This is a genomic window from Streptomyces gardneri (assembly GCF_006539185.1).
Taxonomy (GTDB): domain Bacteria; phylum Actinomycetota; class Actinomycetes; order Streptomycetales; family Streptomycetaceae; genus Streptomyces; species Streptomyces gardneri.
Genome location: NZ_BJMN01000030.1, coordinates 1 through 16,337, shown reverse-complemented (window position 1 = coordinate 16,337; position 16,337 = coordinate 1). Strand labels below are relative to the sequence as shown.

Annotated in this window: 14 protein-coding genes and 1 riboswitch; of the genes, 3 read left to right on the top strand and 11 right to left on the bottom strand. The window is 70.0% G+C overall.

Features of this window, described 5'->3' with window-relative positions; all coding sequences use genetic code 11:
* The first annotated feature begins 441 nt into the window (after positions 1-441).
* On the top strand, positions 442-1,032 hold the full coding sequence (locus SGA01_RS22870; RefSeq protein WP_141298289.1) for a hypothetical protein: 591 nt from the start codon (positions 442-444) through the stop codon (positions 1,030-1,032).
* A gap of 336 nt (positions 1,033-1,368) precedes the next feature.
* Positions 1,369-1,575 (top strand): DUF5999 family protein, encoded by a 207-nt coding sequence (locus SGA01_RS22865; RefSeq protein WP_024756896.1) that lies wholly within the window; start codon positions 1,369-1,371, stop codon positions 1,573-1,575.
* An 85-nt stretch (positions 1,576-1,660) separates the two neighbouring features.
* Here the strand turns inward: SGA01_RS22865 and gcvP are convergent, their stop codons facing one another.
* Positions 1,661-4,546 (bottom strand): aminomethyl-transferring glycine dehydrogenase, encoded by a 2,886-nt coding sequence (gene gcvP, locus SGA01_RS22860; protein WP_141298288.1) that lies wholly within the window; start codon positions 4,544-4,546, stop codon positions 1,661-1,663.
* A 177-nt stretch (positions 4,547-4,723) separates the two neighbouring features.
* Positions 4,724-4,823, bottom strand: a riboswitch (glycine riboswitch).
* A gap of 113 nt (positions 4,824-4,936) precedes the next feature.
* On the opposite strand from gcvP, the gene SGA01_RS22855 reads away from it, so the two are divergent.
* Positions 4,937-5,311 (top strand): PRC-barrel domain-containing protein, encoded by a 375-nt coding sequence (locus SGA01_RS22855; RefSeq protein WP_055644664.1) that lies wholly within the window; start codon positions 4,937-4,939, stop codon positions 5,309-5,311.
* A 523-nt stretch (positions 5,312-5,834) separates the two neighbouring features.
* Here the strand turns inward: SGA01_RS22855 and SGA01_RS22850 are convergent.
* The 10 genes from SGA01_RS22850 to clsA form a co-directional block, all read right to left on the bottom strand.
* Positions 5,835-7,253 (bottom strand): DNA polymerase IV, encoded by a 1,419-nt coding sequence (locus SGA01_RS22850; protein WP_141298287.1) that lies wholly within the window; start codon positions 7,251-7,253, stop codon positions 5,835-5,837.
* Between the two features lie 201 nt (positions 7,254-7,454).
* Positions 7,455-8,072: a MerR family transcriptional regulator gene (locus SGA01_RS22845; RefSeq protein ID WP_174867433.1), complete on the bottom strand. Its 618-nt coding sequence runs from the start codon at positions 8,070-8,072 to the stop codon at positions 7,455-7,457.
* A 211-nt stretch (positions 8,073-8,283) separates the two neighbouring features.
* The gene (locus SGA01_RS22840) at positions 8,284-8,757 is read right to left on the bottom strand and encodes a bifunctional nuclease family protein (protein ID WP_015032172.1); all 474 of its coding nucleotides are present in this window, start codon (positions 8,755-8,757) and stop codon (positions 8,284-8,286) included.
* Between the two features lie 53 nt (positions 8,758-8,810).
* The gene (gene ftsR / locus SGA01_RS22835; RefSeq protein WP_141298286.1) at positions 8,811-9,554 is read right to left on the bottom strand and encodes a transcriptional regulator FtsR; all 744 of its coding nucleotides are present in this window, start codon (positions 9,552-9,554) and stop codon (positions 8,811-8,813) included.
* Between the two features lie 29 nt (positions 9,555-9,583).
* Positions 9,584-10,525 carry an FHA domain-containing protein gene (locus SGA01_RS22830; RefSeq protein ID WP_190133545.1) on the bottom strand — a complete coding sequence of 314 codons (942 nt, stop codon included), beginning with the start codon at positions 10,523-10,525 and terminating at the stop codon, positions 9,584-9,586.
* An 82-nt stretch (positions 10,526-10,607) separates the two neighbouring features.
* Positions 10,608-11,636 (bottom strand): DUF881 domain-containing protein, encoded by a 1,029-nt coding sequence (locus tag SGA01_RS22825; RefSeq protein ID WP_308699069.1) that lies wholly within the window; start codon positions 11,634-11,636, stop codon positions 10,608-10,610.
* Positions 11,637-11,665: 29 nt separating this feature from the next.
* Positions 11,666-11,998, bottom strand: a complete 333-nt coding sequence (locus tag SGA01_RS22820; RefSeq protein ID WP_015032176.1) for a small basic family protein — start codon at positions 11,996-11,998, stop codon at positions 11,666-11,668.
* A complete protein-coding gene (locus tag SGA01_RS22815) occupies positions 11,995-12,924 on the bottom strand; it encodes a DUF881 domain-containing protein (protein WP_141298284.1) in 930 nt (309 codons plus the stop codon). The genes SGA01_RS22820 and SGA01_RS22815 overlap by 4 nt, the downstream gene beginning before the upstream one ends.
* 101 nt (positions 12,925-13,025) lie before the next feature.
* Positions 13,026-15,521, bottom strand: coding sequence for a mannose-1-phosphate guanyltransferase (locus SGA01_RS22810; RefSeq protein ID WP_141298283.1), 2,496 nt, complete (start codon positions 15,519-15,521; stop codon positions 13,026-13,028).
* 116 nt (positions 15,522-15,637) lie between these two features.
* Positions 15,638-16,246 (bottom strand): cardiolipin synthase ClsA, encoded by a 609-nt coding sequence (clsA, locus tag SGA01_RS22805; protein WP_024756906.1) that lies wholly within the window; start codon positions 16,244-16,246, stop codon positions 15,638-15,640.
* Positions 16,247-16,337 lie beyond the last annotated feature (91 nt).

Genomic DNA, 16,337 nt, shown 5'->3' with positions numbered 1-16,337 from the left:
CGGACCATGATGCCCACCCCGCTGATCCACAACGCCTGCGGATCGGGGCCGCCGGAGGATAGGCTGGAAGGAGCTCTCCACGGGCACTTCCCGAAGGCATGACACGGTCGACATATACCAATGTCCTATTACCCCTTGACGGGGGATCAGAATTCAGCCGTCCGACCCGGCGAGGACTACGCAGGTGGGCGCCGCCCGGCCGTCATGATTCCGCTTGAACAGCCCATGAAATAAGGCCTGATGAGGCCTTGCCAGGAATATCGGCGACGTCTAGCGGAAACACTCTGTGAACACGTGTCGTATAAACTCCGCGGACGAGGCAGAGTGTTGGTGCCCGGTCATGGACCCATGACCCCATGGCCCCTCTCTGGCCGCGCCGCTGACAGCGCCGTCGTACCTGCCCACGCATCACCGTGTCTCCTGAGTGAGAGGCGACCCACCATGCTCCGACCCTCCCCGGCCCCTGCGCCGGCCCTCCGCAGTGTCCTCACGGCCCTCGGCTCACCGACCGCCGTCCACGAGGCCCGAACGCCCGCCCTGCGGGCTGCGCAGGGACCGCTGAGCCCCGAACTCCCGTTGCCCGTACACGTCCTCGGCGTCACGGGAACACCAGGACGGTCGCCCCGCACCCGGCTCGCCGGCTGGCGGTTCCTGATCCGGAACGGCGAGCGGGCGATCGCCGCCGCGGACACCATGCTCACCCCGGACGGCTGGACGTTCTCGCACTTCTTCGAGGGGCCGTACGTCACCGCGACGGAGCGGGCCCTGCTCCAGGCCGAGGCGCTGCCCACCCTTTACCAGCCCCGGCTGCTCTCCGTACCCGAGCTCTACATGCTGACGCTCTGGCTGCACGCCGAACCGGAGGCGGACGGCACGACCGACGCCCCGGCCGCGGCCGACCTTCTGGTACCCCTGGCCCCCGCGCCGCCGGGGATCGCGGCCCACCGGCCCTACCAGGTCGCCGACCTCCTGCCCGTGCTCAGTACGCGTCTCGCGCCGCCGCCCCTCCTGGGCTCGGCGGCGCCCGCCTGATCCACCCTGCCAAGGGGGTGTCGTGCCCCGTGACCCGACCGGGTCACGGGGCGTACTGCTGTCCGACGGCCACGCCCGAACGGCGTTCCCGAACAGCCCTCCCGTACGGACTAGCCCGCTCGGGCCACTCCGAACCACCCGAAGGGACCGTGCACTTGACCTGAACCGCCCCTGCGGGTGATGCGTCTTCCCCGGAGAGGACGAGCTGCCGCGAAATACCTGCGGAAGACCGTCCGTAGAGCAAGACTGGGACCGGAACCGAACCGACCGACGGGGGCGGCGATGAGCGCGAAGAGCCGCAGGACATCCACCACGACGCAGCGAAAGAACCCACCCATGTGCCAGCACCAGCCTGCCTGTCCCACCGCCGACTCCAACGACCGGGAGGCGGCCCGCCTGATGGCACACCATCCGGAACAGGGCTGGAGCCTGCTGTGCAACGGCGTCCTGCTCTTCGAGGACACCGGTGAACTGCTGCCGGACGGGCAGATCATCGCCCCGCACCGGCCGCTGACGGCGGGACAGGTGACGACCGCCGCCTGAGCGTGCGAGGAAACACCGTACGAGGGAGAGAAACGCCGAGGGCCGGCCCGGAGGAGGATCCTCCGAACCGGCCCTCGGCCCGTGCTCAGTTGTCGTACTCGTCCATCGGCGGGCAGGAGCAGACCAGGTTGCGGTCGCCGAAGGCGCCGTCGATGCGGCGGACCGGCGGCCAGTACTTGTCGGCGGCCGAGACGCCGGCCGGGAAGACCGCCTCGTCACGGGTGTAGGCGTGGTTCCACTCGCCACCCAGCGCGGCCGCGGTGTGCGGGGCGTTGTGCAGCGGGTTGTCGTCGGCGGGCCACTGGCCCGAGCCGACCTTCTCGATCTCGGCGCGGATCGCGATCATCGTGTCGCAGAAGCGGTCGAGCTCGGTGATGTCCTCGGACTCGGTGGGCTCGATCATCAGCGTGCCGGCCACCGGGAAGGACATCGTCGGCGCGTGGAAGCCGTAGTCGATCAGACGCTTGGCGATGTCGTCGACCGTCACGCCCGTCTCCTTCGAGATCGGACGCAGGTCCACGATGCACTCGTGGGCGACCAGACCGGCCGGACCGGTGTAGAGCACCGGGAAGTGCGGCTCCAGGCGCTTGGCGATGTAGTTCGCCGCGAGCACGGCGACCTGCGTCGCGCGCTTGAGGCCCTCGCCGCCCATGAGGCGCACGTACGACCAGGAGATCGGCAGGATGCCGGCGGAGCCCCACGGGGCGGCCGAGATCGGGCCGACGCCCGTCTCCGGACCGGCCGTCGGCTGCAGCGGGTGGTTCGGCAGGTACGGCGCGAGGTGCGCGCGGACGCCGACCGGGCCGACGCCCGGGCCGCCGCCGCCGTGCGGGATGCAGAAGGTCTTGTGCAGGTTCAGGTGCGAGACGTCGCCGCCGAACTTGCCCGGCTTGGCGAGACCGACCAGCGCGTTGAGGTTGGCGCCGTCGACGTACACCTGGCCGCCGGCCTCGTGGACCTCGGCGCAGATGTCGGCGACGTGTTCCTCGAAGACACCGTGCGTGGACGGGTAGGTGATCATCAGCACGGACAGCTCGTCGCGGTACTGCTCGATCTTGGCGCGCAGGTCCACGACGTCGACCTCGCCGTCGTCGGCGGTCTTGACGACGACGACCTTCATGCCGGCCATCACCGCGGAGGCGGCGTTGGTGCCGTGCGCGGAGGACGGGATGAGGCAGACGGTGCGCTGCAGGTCGCCGTTGGCGCGGTGGTAGGCGCGGACGGCCAGCAGACCGGCCAGCTCGCCCTGCGATCCGGCGTTGGGCTGGATCGACACCTTGTCGTAGCCGGTGACCTCGGCGAGGCGCTCCTCCAGCTCGGTGATGAGCGTGACGTAGCCCTGCGCCTGGTCGATCGGGGCGAAGGGGTGGATCTGGCCGAACTCGGGCCAGGTCACCGGCTCCATCTCGGTCGTCGCGTTCAGCTTCATCGTGCAGGAGCCGAGCGGGATCATGCCGCGGTCGAGCGCGTAGTCGCGGTCGGCGAGCTTGCGCAGGTAGCGCAGCATCGACGTCTCGGAGCGGTGGGCGTGGAAGACCGGGTGGGTCAGGTACGGGTCGGAGCGCAGCAGCCCGCTGGGCAGCGTGTCCTCGGCGGCGGCGTCCAGGGCCTCGATGTCGCCCTCGACACCGAAGGCGCCCCAGACGGCGGCGATCTGCTCGCGCCCGGTGGTCTCGTCACAGGAGACCGAGACGAGGTCGGCGTCGACACGGTAGAGGTTCACGCCGGCCTCGCGGGCGGCGGCGACGACCTCGTCGGCCTTGCCGGGCACCCGGACGGTGAGGGTGTCGAAGTACGAGCCGTGCACGACGTCGGCGCCGCCGGCGGTGAGACCCGCGGCGAGGATCGTGGCGTACCGGTGGGTGCGGAGCGCGATGCCCTTCAGCCCGTCCGGACCGTGGTAGACGGCGTACATACCGGCCATGACGGCGAGCAGCACCTGGGCCGTGCAGATGTTGCTGGTGGCCTTCTCGCGGCGGATGTGCTGCTCGCGGGTCTGGAGCGCCAGGCGGTACGCGCGGTTGCCGTCGGCGTCGACGGACACCCCCACCAGGCGGCCGGGCAGGGAGCGGGCGTGCTTGTCCTGGACGGCCATGTAACCGGCGTGCGGGCCACCGAAGCCCATGGGCACACCGAAGCGCTGCGTCGTACCGACGGCGATGTCCGCGCCCAGCTCGCCGGGCGAGGTGAGCAGGGTCAGCGCGAGCAGGTCGGCGGCGACGGTGACGATCGCGCCGAGCTCGTGGGCGGCGTCGATCAGCGGCTTGATGTCGCGGACGGCACCGGAGGCACCCGGGTACTGGAGGAGCACACCGAAGACACCGCGCTCGGCGACCTCGGCGGGAATGCCCTCGCTCAGATCGGCGACGACGACCTCGACACCGGTCGGCTCGGCGCGGGTCTCGATGACGGCGATCGTCTGCGGCAGGGCGTCGGCGTCGATGAGGAAGACGCCGTTCTTGACCTTGCCGACGCGCCGGGCGAGCGCCATGGCCTCGGCGGCGGCGGTGCCCTCGTCGAGCAGGGAGGCACCGGAGGTGGGCAGCCCGGTCAGGTCGGCGACCATGGTCTGGAAGTTGAGCAGCGCCTCAAGGCGCCCCTGCGAGATCTCGGGCTGGTACGGCGTGTAAGCGGTGTACCAGGCCGGGTTCTCCATGACGTTGCGAAGAATGACCGGCGGGGTGAAGGTCCCGTAGTACCCGAGGCCGATCATCGGGGCGAGGACCTGGTTGCGGTCGGCGAGCGTGCGCAGCTCGGCGAGTACCTCGGCCTCGGTGCGCGCGGCCGGCAGGCCCAGCGCCTCGGCGTTCTTGATCACGTCCGGCACCGCGGCGGCCGTGAGCTCGTCGAGCGAGCCGTAGCCGACCTGGGCGAGCATCTTGGCGCGCGCCTCGGCGTCGGGCCCGATGTGCCGCTGCTCGAACGGGATGCCCTGCTCGAGCTCGGAGAGCGGAATGCGGTTGGCGGTCATGTACGGAGGCCTCCTGGTCGTCACGACCTGCGAGGGGCACCACGGCGCGGGTACCCGGACGGCCTCCCCCTCTGTCATCTCAACCTGAGAGTTTCACCGGCACACCTTGCGGCACGCCGGCTTTCACCGTCGGTGAGAGCGCATGCCGTCGGACACCGCTCTGCTTTCCAGAGTGACCTCGTCTGTGCGGTACGTGGGCCTGAGAGATTCCGGGGAGGATTTGCTCCTTCGGCGCCCTCCGAAAGGTTTCTCCGGGGGACTCTCCCGCACAGGGTCGACAGCCACAGCCAGCCTACCAGCGCGGTTACGACTCCCATCGCTCAAGTGGCCGACATCCCACTTGTGCACTTTCGTAGAGGTGTAGAGCAGTTGCGACCAGTTGGAGGGACCGTGCAGACCGACATCGATCCGCGCAGCCTGATCGGCCGCAAGGCGTTCGACCGGAACGGACACAAGATCGGAACCGTTGACGAGGTGTACCTGGACGACGCGACCGGCATCCCGGAATGGGCCGCGGTCCGCACCGGCCTGTTCAGCCGGGACGCCTTCGTCCCCCTGGAGCCGAGCGACCTGCTCGAAGACGGCCTGCACATCCCCTTCGAACGCGCACTCATCAAGGACGCCCCGGACTTCGGCGTGGGCCGCCACCTCTCCCCGGAACAGGAACTCCAGCTCTACCGCCACTACAGCCTCACGCTGCCCCCCTCGCCCCAAACCCCCCAGGACACCGACTTCGGCCACCTGGCAGGCCAAGAGGGCCCCTGAAACACCACACCCACAGCCCCACCAGAACGCCGCCGGCTCCCACCACAGCCACCCCTGACCCCCAAACCGGGCACTCTCCCCCGCCCACAGCCACCGCAGCCCCCACGGGAAACCACACCCCTGCCCACCCACCCCCACAGGCGGTGCGGGCGGGAACCCCACCCTCACCACCACATACAGCCCCCGGGCCCGTCGGGCCCGGGCCACCCGGCCCTCCCGGGCCGACGGGCCGGACGGGCCGGACGGTCCGGACGGTCCGACGGGGCAGGCGGGCCGGACGGTCCGACGGGGCAGGCGGGCCGAGCGGGCCAGGCAGGGCAGGCAGGCAGGCCAGGCGGGTCAGGGGGCCAACAGGCCAGGCGGGCCGAGAACCGTCCCGCGCCCGCAGCCGCCGACGGCGCGGCACCCCCACCGGAAAACCCGCACCAATGCCCACCCAGCCGCACGGGCGGTGCGGGTGGGAACCCCAGCCCGGCCGCAGGCCGGGCGCACCCCCACCGCTCCGCACCAGTCCTCGGCCCCGTCACGCCTCCGCCCCGCACTCCCCCCGCACCAACGGCAACGGCTCCGAGGGCTCCAGCTCCGGATCGTCCACCGAGAACGTCCGCACCCGCCCAGGCGCCGACCACGGGTCCTCGAACCGCACCGTGACCCGCCCGACGCCGCTCCCTTGCACCCATCCCGCCCCGTGCACCGCGTGCCACACGTCGTGCCCCGGCGCCCACCGCCGCTCGACGGCGACGACGCCGGCGGACTCGGGTTCGCCCGAAACACCGGCGACACCGCCACCGGCACCACCCCCCACCGCCTCCACCGCGTCCGCCCCGGCCCCCGCCCCCGCCTCCGCAATCGCGACCGCCGCCCGTTCCTCCTCCGCCTGAGCGAACAGGTCCTCCTGCGTGTAGTCCGCGAGCCCGCTCACCCCCACCCCGAGCAGCCGGACGCCTCCGGTCGTGTCGACGGCCTCCAGGAGCCGCCCCGCGGCCTCCCGCACGACCACCGGGTCGTCCGTCGGCCCCCGCAGGGTGTCGGACCGGGTCAGCGTCGAGAAGTCGTACCGCCGCACCTTGAGGACGATCGTCCGTCCCGAGTGCCCCGAGGCCCGCAACCGCGCCACACAACGATCGGCGAGCCGCTCCACCTCGGTCCGGATCCGCACGCGGTCGTGCAGGTCGACGTCGAAGGTGTCCTCGACCGATACCGATTTGGCGTCCCGCTCGGCCACCACGGCCCGATCGTCGTACCCCTGGGCCATCCGGTACAGCGAGGCCCCGTGCGCCCGTCCAAGGAGTCGTACGAGCTCGTCCTCGCCCGCCTCGGCCAGGTCGGACACCGTGGTCATCCCAGCACGCCGCAGATGCTCCCCGGTCGCCGGCCCGACCCCGGGCAGGATCCGCACCGACCGGGGCCCGAGGAGCTCCCTCTCCGTCCCCGGCTCGATGAGTACGAGCCCGTCCGGCTTGGCCTCCTCGGAGGCGATCTTCGCGATCATCTTGGATCCCGCGAGCCCCACGGACCCCGTCAGTCCCGTCGTCGCCAGGATGTCGGCCCGCAGCCGCTCCCCGACGACCAGCGCTCCCGCGCTGTCGTCGGCGAGGCCCCCCGCCTCCAGGTCCACGAAGGCCTCGTCGAGGCTGAGCGGCTCCACGAGCGGCGAGAGCCGACCGAGCAGCTCCATGACCTGTTCGCTGATCGACCGGTAGAAGGCGAAGCGCGGGACGAGATACGCGGCGTTCGGCGCGAGCCGCCGCGCCTGGCCCATCGGCATGGCCGAGTGCACTCCGAAGCGACGGGCCTCGTACGAGGCGGTGGCGACCACTCCGCGTGGCCCGAGACCGCCGACGACCACGGGTTTTCCGCGCAGGCTGGGCTTCGCCGCCTGCTCGGCGGCGGCGAAGAACGCATCCATGTCGAGATGCAGGATCGTCGGCGCGGCTCTCACACTTCCGATGCTGCCCCATGCCACTGACAACGGGACGCCGGCCACCCGAGGAGCCGCGGAAACACCGGCAGCGGAATCGACCACTCCCCCGAGCCAGGACTACCGGTCACAGGGCCGGCCGCCCTTCAGAGCCACAGGACGGGCCACCCTTCAGAGCTGCGCCCCCACAGGAGCGCACCCCCTCGGACCTCTTCGGACCCCTCAGACCGCCTTGTCCCGCCGCCGCCTCGCCAGCTCGTCCCCCGGGTTGTGCCCGACGAGCGTCTCGCCGGTGTCGACCCGCTCCCCGTGCAGCTGCGAGAGCGCCGCCTCCACGTCCCGCCAGACGACCCCGACGGCGATCCCGAAGACGCCCTGGCCGCCCTGGAGGAGGTCGACGACCTCGTCGGGCGAGGAGCACTCGTAGACGGTGGCTCCGTCGCTCATGAGCGTCATCCGCTCCAGATCGCGGAAGCCCCGGGCACGCAGGTGCTGCACCGCCGCCCGGATGTTCTGCAGGGCCACCCCGGTGTCGAGGAAGCGCTTGACGATCTTCAGGACGACGACGTCGCGGAAGCTGTAGAGCCGCTGCGTCCCCGACCCGTACGCGGGCCGCACGCTCGGCTCCACGAGCCCGGTGCGTGCCCAGTAGTCCAGCTGGCGATAGGTGATGCCGGCGGCTGCGCAGGCCGTAGGGCCGCGGTAGCCGATCACGTCACCCGCCGGGCCCGTACTCGCGTCCGCTCCGAAGTCGCCCACACTGCCGTGAAGCGGATACGGACCGGACTCCCCGGACACGCGTCCGAGCGAGCTCCCTGCCGTACCGTCCGCGCTGCTCATCACGCCGACCCTCCGTCCTTGACCTGCCCACACGAAGGTAGGCAGTCACTCGGGGTGCGTCAACGATCGCCACACTCGGCACGCCGAGTGATAATCACCCTGAGAGTGGTTTGCCGTGTCTCTCCCCGGGGAAAGGCTACTCGAATGCTCTGACGGCACCCCGCGAACGGCCCGCACGACCGGCCTCGCAAGCGGCCTCCGGCCGCACGTCTCACTGACTGTTGGTCCCGAAGTCCTCCGGTGAGATCTGGTCGAGAAACTCGCGGAACTTCTCCACCTCGTCCTCCTGCTCGTCCGGAATCGCGATACCCGCGTCGTCCAGCACACCGTCACTGCCGTAGATCGGCGTTCCGGTGCGCAGGGCGAGTGCTATCGCGTCGGACGGCCGGGCGCTCACCTCGACGCCGCTGGCGAAGACCAGCTCGGCGTAGAAGACCCCGTCACGCAGGTCCGTGATGCGGACCTCGGTGAGCTCCTGCCCCACGGCCTCCAGCACGTCCTTGAACAGGTCGTGCGTCAGCGGCCGCGGAGGGGCCATCCCCTGCTGGGCGAAGGCGATCGCGGTCGCCTCACCCGGTCCGATCCAGATGGGGAGGTACCGATCGCCTCCCACTTCCCGCAGGAGCACGATCGGCTGGTTGGAGGGCATTTCCACCCGGACACCCACAACGTCGAGCTCGTTCACACAGCAACCCTAGGACGTGCCCGACCGGTTTGGATAGTCGGGCCCGTCCAAGATCACTGGAGCCGGATGCCCAGAGCCGTCTGTACGAAGGCCGCGTGGAGCCTCACGGAGAGCTCGGCGAGCTCCTTCGCGGTGGCCTCGGCATGCGCTCTGGTCTGCGGATTACGGTGCCGGCGCAGGGGCGCGACCATCTGCTCGAGGAGCCCGGCCTCACGGTCGGCGGCCGCCTTGACGCCGCGCAGATGCCGGGGTTCGAGACCGAATCTCCCCAGATCCGCGACAAGTCTGGCGACGGTGACGGCCTCCGCGTCGTAGCCGCCGCCCCGTACCTCGGCGAGGAGACCGAAGGCCTCCCACTCGGCGAGCTCGGCCTCGGTCACCTCCGCGGCGGCGAGCAGCTCGGCCCGGCCGATCCGTGCGGCGGTGGGCCGCTCCCCGTCCTGTTCCCAGGGTCCGTCGAGCAGCTCCCCCCGGCGCCCGGGCGCGGGAAGGCTGACCTGCTCGCCCCGGGCGAGAGCGTCGAGATGCTCACGGATGACCTTCAGCGGAAGATAGTGGTCCCGCTGCATCCGCAGGATCTGAGCGAGCCGCTCCACGTCCTGCGGGCTGAACTTCCGGTACCCGGACGCCGTCCGCCGGGGCTCCACGAGCCCCTCGGCCTCCAGGAACCGGATCTTGGAGATCGTCACTTCGGGAAATTCGTCGCGCAGCTGGTTCAGCACCGTGCCGATGCTCACCAGCCGGTCGCCCGCGGTGGCGGTGCCGGATCCGGCACCGCCCGTCGGTGTTCGCAGCATGGACCTTCCCTGAAGGCTTCTCCGAGGCGTCACACGCCCCGCTGGCTCGAATAGAAGACCAGCCGGTACTTGCCGATCTGCACTTCGTCGCCGTTGGACAGCACGACCGACTCGATCGGCTCACGGTTGACGTACGTGCCGTTGAGGCTGCCGACATCGGCGACGGTGAAGCTGCCGTCCTGCGCCCGCCGGAACTCGACATGGCGCCGGGAGACGGTGAAGTCGTCCAGGAAGATGTCGCTCTGCGGGTGACGGCCGGCCGTCGTCAGCTCTCCGTCGAGCAGGAACCGGCTGCCGGAGTTCGGACCCCGGCGCACCACGAGGAGCGCGGAGCCGAGAGGCAGGGCCTCCACGGCGGCGAGCGCCTCGGGGGACAGCGACGGGAGCGCGTTCTGGCCGGTGACCTCCGCGTCGTACGCCTCGAGCCCCGAGATGGAGATCGTCGACGTCGTCTCGGACGCACGCTCGGGGGCGACTCCGCCCCGCAGCGGCGTGCCGCAGTGGGAGCAGAAGCGGCTGTCGGCCGCGTTGCGGTGACCGCACCTCGTACACACCGGCATGGACGCATCCTCCTGCCGCGGCATCCCCGCGGAGGTCTGTGTCGCATACGGGTCGGGGGTAAACCCTCCACCCGTACTTGAGGTTGATGGTTCCCCGAAACCTATGCGTCCGGCCCCGGCGGGGTCAACAGAAGACGCGCCCTGCGCGCCCGAAATGTCACCGCCCTGACCGTCGACCTCATCGCGGAAGAGCGGGCGCTCGCCGCCCTGCTCCTCGCTCTGGGCATGGCGCGGCGCGCGGTGCCTGGCGTTGCCGCCGTCCTCGCGTGCGCTCTTGCCGAACAACTTCGCAAACAACTTCACGGGCGATTCCCCTTGACCGAAACAGACCCGCCCGTGGGGCAGGACGAACCGAAATTCCTCACACCTGCCGACCCGGACACCTTCACAACGTCCGTATCCTCCGGACAGTTTCCACCACGCACCACCGTTGTGGTGCGCCGACCCCCCGCAACGTCATGCCCTTGTCGCGGGACCCCCCTCGTCCCCCGTCTCACTGCGAGGACGACTGAGCGTAGTCAGGCCGCTTCGCGGGTCGCAAGGCATCGACGACGATCTTCGCCGACCGCTCCACCGTGGCTGTGGCCTGCTCCTTCTCGAGGGTCTGCACGACACCGCCGGGGATGTTGAGCGCGGGCTCGAGATCCTCCGGCTTGCCGATGACCTTGAAGACGTACGGAGCGGCCACCTTCGTTCCATCGATCCGCATGTCATCACCGCTACCGGTGAAATAACTGTCCGCCACCACCCGCACACCGTTGACCTGGATCGCCTCGGCACCCGCCGCGCGCAGCTCCTGGATGGCGTCGAGCAGCATGTCGGACTCGACGGCCCCGGTGGGATCGCCGACGGTCAGGGTGATCCCCGGCCCCTCGGCGGCGACCGTTCCCGCCAGGATCCCGAGCTGCTGCTCCTTCTCCTGGGTCTGCTTACGGGCTTCCTCGGCCTGGTCCGAGCTGGACTCCAGCTCGGTGCGCTGCTTCTCCAGACGCGCCTTCTCGTCCTCCAGGCGCTGCGTACGGTCGTCGAGCTCGTCGAGGATCCGCACCAGGTCCTCCTGCCGGGCGCCTCGCAGCGCGCTGTTCTCGCTGGTCGAGGAGACCTGGATGGCCAGGCCCAGACCGAGGACGAACAACAGCAGCGCGACGATGAGTTGGGCCCGCGTGACCCGCGGCGGCCACAGAGCGGCGGCGAGCCGACGACGCCCACTCGGCTCGCCCCCACCGGAAGCAACAGGCGCGACGGGAGGAACGGACGAGGCAGGAGGGACAGGCGCGGAGGAAGGGACAGGCGCGTCCACGGGGTCGTCGCCCTGCCCCGAGCTCTCGACACCCTTCGAGCTCTGCGGCCCCCGGGGCTGCTCAGCGCTCTCACCCGGACGAGCCCGCTCAGGCTCCTGCGCACTCTTCGAACTCTGCGAACCCTCCGGGCTCTGCGGATCCCGCCGACTCTCGGACTTGTCGGCGCCCTCGGCACTCTTGGCGTTCTTGGCGTTCTTGGCGTTCTCAGGGTTCTCGGGCATCTGAGGGTCCTGGTCCTCGCTCATCGGCCTCACGCCCGGAACACGTGGCGCCGAATGGCGGCCGCGTTGGAGAAGATCCGGATGCCGAGCACGACGACCACACCGGTCGACAGCTGCGCGCCCACGCCCAGCTTGTCGCCGAGGAAGACGATCAGCGCGGCCACGACGACGTTCGAGAGGAACGACACCACGAAGACCTTGTCGACGAAGATCCCGTCGAGCATGGCCCGCAGGCCGCCGAAGACCGCGTCCAGAGCGGCGACCACGGCGATCGGAAGATAGGGCTCGACCACCGCCGGCACCTCGGGCCGGACCAACAGTCCGACCACGACTCCGACGATCAGGCCCAGTACGGCGATCACGATGTGCCCTTCCCTGTGTCGGCCGTGGCCCGACCGGACGGCGTCGCCGCCCCGGCCCCCCTCGGCTCTGCTGTACGTACGGTCAGGCTCGGCGCGGCCGGCAGGCGTACGTCGCCCTCGGCCGAGATGCTGCTCCTGATCCCGAAGTTCTCCACCAGCGCGTGCAGATACTGCCCGTCGGCGCTGTCCTGGAACGCTGTGCTCAGCCGCTGCCCGTCCCCGATCGCGAGGACGGTGTACGGCGGCACCAGCGGCTTGTTGTCGACCAGTATGGCGTCACCGGCGGCCCTGATCGCGGAGAGCGAGGTCAGACGCTGACCGTTGATCGAGACGGCCTCGGCGCCGGACTCCCACAGCCCGTTGACGACCCGCTGCATGTCCCGGTCGCGGACCCGTCCCGTGTCGGAGAATCCGCTGCTCTCCCGCGGTCCCCCGCCACCGGTGTCGGTGCCCTTGGCGTCGTCGACGACCAGCTTCACCCCGGGGCCGTGCACCGGGGTCGCACCTGAGAGCAGGGCGACGAGCTCGGCCTGGTCCCCGCCGTGCTGCTCCAGGGCCTGCCGCTGCCTCTGCGCGACCTCGGACCGGATCCGCTCGACGTCACGCTCCAGCCGATCGGCGGCCGAGGTCTCCCCCTCGATCCGGTCGATCAGGTCCTGCCGCTCCTTGGCGACGACCGGCGCAGAGATCCGCGCCTCGGCCGCACCCACGGTCACCACTACGGCGGCGAGCAGGAGGCCCGCCGCGACGCCGAGCTTGGCGCGCAGGGGACGGGGCAGATCGTTCCCCTCGGCGGCACGCCGGGCCGTAGCCTCCGCGTAGCCGTCGTCGAGCGCGTGGTCGATCACGTTGTTCAGCAGCGACATCGACGCGTCCGGGCGCGGCGGCGGTGATCCGGTGCTCCGAACGGGGGGCTGCTGCGACATGCCGCACATCGTCGCACGTCGCACGGCCTACCACCGAATGGCCCCCGTAAAGGGCCGGGAGGCACCCCAGGGGCACCTCCCGGCCTGACGGTCCCGCTCCGTCAGCGACCTGCGCTGTCGACCACCTCGGTCCACTCGTCGAGCAGGGCCTGCGCGGAGGCGTCGTCGGGGCCTTCCGCCCACAGATGGGTGACGGCCTCCGCCGGGTCGGGCAGCACCATCACCCAACGCCCGTCGGCCTCGACCACCCGCACGCCGTCGGTGGTGTCGACGGACCGGCTGCCCGCCGCCTCCACCACCCGACGCATGACAAGCCCCTTCACGGCCCACGGGGTCGCGATGTCCTTCTTCAGGACGTGGGCCCGCGGAATCCGCGCGTCGATCTGGCTCAGCGTGAGCTGGGTCCGCGCGACGAGACCGATGAGCCGCACGAAGGCGGCGGCGCCGTCGAAGACGCTGCTGAACTCGGGCACGATGAACCCGCCGCGCCCGTCACCACCGAAGATCGTCGACTCCTCCCGGCCGACCCTCGTGAGGTCGTCGGGCGAGGTCGTCGTCCACTCCACCTGCGTGCCGTGGTACGCGGCGACCTGCTCGGCGATCCTCGTGGTCGTCACGGGCAGCGCGACCCGCCCCGAACGCCGCTCGGCCGCCACCAGGTCCAGCATCACCAGGAGCGCCCGGTCGTCCTCGATGATCCGCCCCCGCTCGTCGACGAGCGAGAGCCTTTCTCCCACGGGGTCGAAGCGCACCCCGAACGCCGCCCGCGCCGACGCCACGATCTCCCCCAGCCGTACGAGCCCGGCCCGCCGGCTCTCGGCCGACTCGGTGGGCCGGGACTCGTCGAGCCCGGGGTTGATCGTCAGCGAGTCCACCTGGAGCCGCCCGAGAAGGCTGGGCAGCACGAGCCCGGCGCTTCCGTTGGAGGCATCCACGACGACCTTGAGTCCCGCCTCCGCGATCCCGGTGGTGTCGACGTTCCGCAAGAGCGACCCGGTGTACGAATCGAAGACGCTTGCTGGGAAGGACAGGTCACCGATCTCCCCAGGGAAGGCCCGCCGGTACTCCTGCCGCGCGAACACCCGGTCGAGCTTCCGCTGCCCGGCCTGCGAGAGGTCCGCCCCGCGCTCGTCGAAGAACATGATGTCCACGGAGTCCGGCACACCGGGCGAGGTCCGGACCATGATCCCGCCGGCACTCCCCCGCGCGGTCTGCTGCCGGGCCACGGGCAGCGGCACGTTCTCCAGGTCCCGTACGTCGATGGCGCTGGCCTGCAAGGCCGAGATCACCGCCCGTTTCAGCGCCCGGGCGCCTCGGGAGTGGTCACGCGCGGTGGTGACCGTCGCCCCCTTCTTCAGGGTCGTCGCGTACGCCCCCGCAAGCCGCACGGCCAGCTCCGGCGTGATCTCCACGTTCAGGATGCCGGACACCCCGCGCGCCCCGAAGAGATGCGCCTGCCCCCGGGACTCCCAGATGACCGACGTGTTGACGAAGGCGCCGGCCTCGATCGTCTTGAACGGATAGACCCGGACGTTCCCCTGCACGATCGATTCTTCACCGACGAGGCACTCGTCCCCGATCACGGCCCCGTCCTCGATCCGGGCGGCCCGCATGATGTCGGTGTTCTTGCCGATGACACAGCCGCGCAGATTGCTCTGCGGCCCGATGTAGACGTTGTCGTGCACTACGGCCTTGTGCAGGAAGGCCCCGCTCTTGATCACCACGTTCGAACCGATGACGGTGTGCTCACGGATCTCTGCGCCGGCCTCGACCTTGGCGTAGTCCCCGATGTAGAGCGGCCCGCGCAGCACGGCGTCCGGATGCACCTCGGCGCCTTCGGCCACCCAGACGCCGGGTGAGATCTCGAAGCCGTCGATGTCGACCTGGACCTTGCCTTCGAGAACGTCCGCCTGGGCCTTCACATAGCTCTCGTGAGTGCCGACGTCCTCCCAGTAGCCCTCGGCGACATAGCCGTAGATAGGCTTGCCCTCCTTCATGAGCTGAGGGAAGACGTCGCCCGACCAGTCCACCGACGTGTCAGCTGCGACGTAGTCGAAGACCTCGGGCTCCATCACGTAGATACCCGTGTTCACCGTGTCCGAGAAGACCTGGCCCCATGTGGGTTTCTCCAGGAACCGCTCGACTTTCCCTTCCTCGTCCACGATGGTGATACCGAATTCCAGGGGATTCGGGACCCGGGTGAGGCAGACGGTGACGAGTGCGCCCTTCTCTTTGTGGAAGGCGATGAGGTCGGTCAGATCGAAATCTGTGAGCGCGTCCCCCGAGATGACGAGAAAAGCGTCGTCCTTCAACGCTTCTTCGGCATTCTTCACACTGCCCGCTGTACCGAGCGGCTTCTCCTCGTTGGCGTATGTGAGCTCCATCCCGAGCTCTTCGCCGTCGCCGAAATAGTTCCTGACGAGGGAGGCGAGAAACTGCACGGTGACGACGGTCTCGTTGAGACCGTGCCTCTTGAGCAGTCGCAGGACGTGCTCCATGATCGGCCGGTTTACTACCGGCAGAAGGGGCTTGGGCATGCTCGAGGTCATGGGGCGAAGTCGGGTTCCTTCGCCACCGGCCATCACGACGGCCTTCATGTCGGAAGCGTCCTCCTTGAAGAGACGACGGTCCTGCCGACTTCACCTGTCCGCTCGGTGGCCCTTCGGCGTCCTCGATCCTGCCGGCGACGTTGCTCGGCACGGGACGGACGGGCTCAATCGGCCGCGGTATCCGCCTTCACGAGTCGACGGACCTGGACCACGTAGAGGATCCCTGCCCACCAATACAGAGTTGTACCCCATCCGGCGAAGGCCCACCCGAAAACTTCAGCGAGTGACGAGAGCCAGCCCGTTCCGTCACTGAGAAGCAGCAACGGGAACGCGTACATCAAGTTGAATGTCGCAGCTTTCCCGAGGAAGTTCACCTGCGGCGGCGGGTAGCCGTGTCGACGGAGGATTCCCACCATGACCAGCAGCATCGCCTCGCGCGCCAACAGGGCGGCGGTCAGCCACAGCGGCAGGATCTCACGCCAGGTGAGCCCCACGAGCGTGGAGAGGATGTACAACCGGTCGGCGGCCGGGTCGAGCAGCCGGCCGAGGTTGCTGATCTGGTTCCAGCGCCGGGCGAGCTTGCCGTCGAGATAGTCGCTGACGCCGCTGAGCATCAGGACGAGCAGAGCCCATCCGTCGCTGTTGGGGCCGCCGAACTCCGGACGGAGAATGAGCCACAGAAACAGCGGCACGCCGAGAAGACGCGCCATGCTGAGAATGTTGGGGATGGTGAGGACCCGGTCGGTCTGAACGCGAGTCTCCTGGACCTCCACCCGGGGGCCTCCTGCTGAGATGATGCCGACGTTGCCCCCTGACCCTACCCGCAGCCAGGACGCGCCCGTGCACAGGGTCCCGACTGCCGCC